We start from the raw sequence: 2,508 nt of genomic DNA, 5'->3' as shown, positions 1-2,508 counted from the left end.
TTTTTTTGTTTGTGTTGGTATCGGCATAGTCTTTGGCGCATCGCAAATTGCATCAATGCTTTCTAGTTAACTTACTGAAATAGCTTAAAACTATGAAAGAGCACGATAAGCTAACAGAAGATACGTTGTTTCTCGCTTGCACGCGTCCTGCAATGATTGCAGGTGTAACGGTGGAAGCTATGGGGTTAAATGCCATGGGAACAATGATGTTATTTATTATGACGGGCAATATTTTTCTTGTCATCATTGGGATTGCTATCCATTTCGTATTCAAAGAAATCCTTAAACATGACCATAATAAATTTCGTATCCTCCTAACATGGCAAAAGACACAGCTCTTTGCCAGAAATTCTAGTCTATGGGGTGGGGCAAGTCTTTCTCCATTACGATTAGTTCGTAATTATAAAGAATTAAAATGAAAACACTAGAGCGCAAGCGTGAAAAACAACCGGAATCGATTATTCCTTATGTGCGTCATGTCAACAAGCATGTCATTGCACTGGATTCACGCGCGCTCATGATGGTTGTAAAACTTGAAGGCATTAACTTTGAGACAGCCGATATTATTGATCTCAATGTACTTCATGAACAGTTAAATAACCTGTTTAAGAATATCGCGGATGAACGTATCGCCATTTATAGCCATATTATCAGAAAACGTGAGACGGTTTATCCAGATGGTACTTTTAGATCAGCATTTGCCAAACAGTTGGATGACAAATACCGTGAACGGATGGTTTCTCAAGAACTTTATCGGAATGATCTTTATCTTTCCATTTTGTGGAATCCCCATGTTGATAAAGCGGATAAAATAGCGGAATTTTTCAAACGTTTAGGCAAAGCAAAAGCGGAAAAAACGGAAGTTGATGAAGAATCCATTCGCAAGCTTGAAGATGTTACCACGGACATTGTTCAAAATTTAGAGCGCTATGGTGCAAAAAGGCTGAGCCTTTATGAACATGAAGGCAATATTTATTCACAGCAAAGTGAATTTATTCACCAATTGGTAGGTGGACGTCGTGAACGTGTACCTCTGACATGGGGAACGATAGCCTCCTCTGTTTATTCAGACCGTCTGATTTTCGGTAAAGAAGTCATCGAAATACGCTATGAGGCAGGGAGGCGCTTTGCCGGTATGTTTGGTTGGAAAGAATATCCAGCAAAGACCAGAGCAGGCATGACAGATGGTCTTCTCACCCTACCCTTTGAATTTATTTTTACCCAATCTTTTGTCTTTAAAAGCAAAAACATTGCCAAGCAGATTATGGGGCGCAAGCAAAATCAAATGGTCAATGCGGGAGACCGTGCCGGCTCACAAATCATGGAATTAGATGATGCATTGGATGATCTTGAATCCAACCGTTTTGTTTTAGGTGAGCATCATTTATCCTTAGCTGTTTTTGCCGATAACACCCAAGAATTAGCAGATAATCTTGCCAAAGCTCGCTCTCGTCTCACCGATGGCGGCGCTGTGATTGCACGGGAAGATCTTGCTCTTGCGGCAGCGTGGTGGGCACAATTGCCTGGAAATTATGCCTATCGCATCCGCTCTGGTGCCATTACCAGCCGCAATTATGCTGCTCTTTCTCCTTTTCATTCCTTTCCAGTTGGCAAAATAGATGGCAATGTATGGGGACCAGCGGTCGCCTTGATGAAAACCTCTGCTGGTTCGCCCTTTTATTTTAATTTTCACTTTGGCGATTTAGGCAACACCTTTGTCTGTGGTCCCTCTGGTTCTGGGAAAACCGTCATTGTTAACTTTCTTCTTGCGCAACTACAAAAACATGATCCCCATATGGTCTTTTTTGATAAAGACCGTGGAGCAGAACTTTTTGTCAGAGCGGGTGGCGGCACCTATATGCCTTTGAAAAACGGCAAGCCGACAGGGATAGCGCCGTTAAAAGGCTTAGACTATAACAATCCAGCAGACAGAGTCTTTTTGCGGCAATGGATTACCAAACTTGTTTCTGCAGAGGGACAAAAGATTAGTGAATCCGAAAGACAAGACATTGCTGCAGCTGTTGACCAACTTGCTCTCTTGCCAAAAGAACAACGCACAATTTCTGCTCTGCAAATGTTTTTTGACACCACCCATAGAGAAGGCATATCAGGGCGTTTAGAGAGATGGTGTAAAGGCAATGCCTTGGGCTGGGTTTTTGACAATCCTGATGATGACATAGGGATTAAGGCAAAATTCATTGGTTATGATATGACCGATTTTTTGGACAATGACGAAATTCGTCCCCCGCTCATGATGTATCTCTTTCATAGAATTCTGTCTCTGATTGACGGGCGGCGTATTATCATTGTCATTGATGAATTTTGGAAAGCCCTAGAGGATGATTCCTTTAAAGCCTTTGCGCAAGATAGGCTGAAGACCATTCGCAAACAGAATGGCTTGATGTTGTTTGCCACGCAATCGCCCAAAGATGCGATCAATTCAACCATTGCCCACACCATTATAGAGCAATGTCCCACCCAGGTTTATTTTCCCAACCAAAAGGGAAA

At 42.2% G+C, this 2,508-nt stretch carries 2 protein-coding genes; both read left to right on the top strand.

The genetic code is table 11. From position 1 onward, the window contains the following. The first annotated feature begins 92 nt into the window (after positions 1-92). Positions 93-419 carry a VirB3 family type IV secretion system protein gene (locus BN202_RS08720; protein ID WP_019220264.1) on the top strand — a complete coding sequence of 109 codons (327 nt, stop codon included), beginning with the start codon at positions 93-95 and terminating at the stop codon, positions 417-419. Then, positions 416-2,508 (top strand): VirB4 family type IV secretion/conjugal transfer ATPase (locus BN202_RS08715; protein ID WP_019220263.1); only part of this gene is annotated, 2,093 nt, incomplete at its 3' end. The genes BN202_RS08720 and BN202_RS08715, both read left to right, overlap by 4 nt.

It is taken from the genome of Bartonella florencae, assembly GCF_000312525.1.
In the GTDB taxonomy this organism is placed as follows: domain Bacteria; phylum Pseudomonadota; class Alphaproteobacteria; order Rhizobiales; family Rhizobiaceae; genus Bartonella; species Bartonella florencae.
Note: the sequence above shows the minus strand (reverse complement) of the source record. Positions and strands in the feature narration are given on the sequence as shown.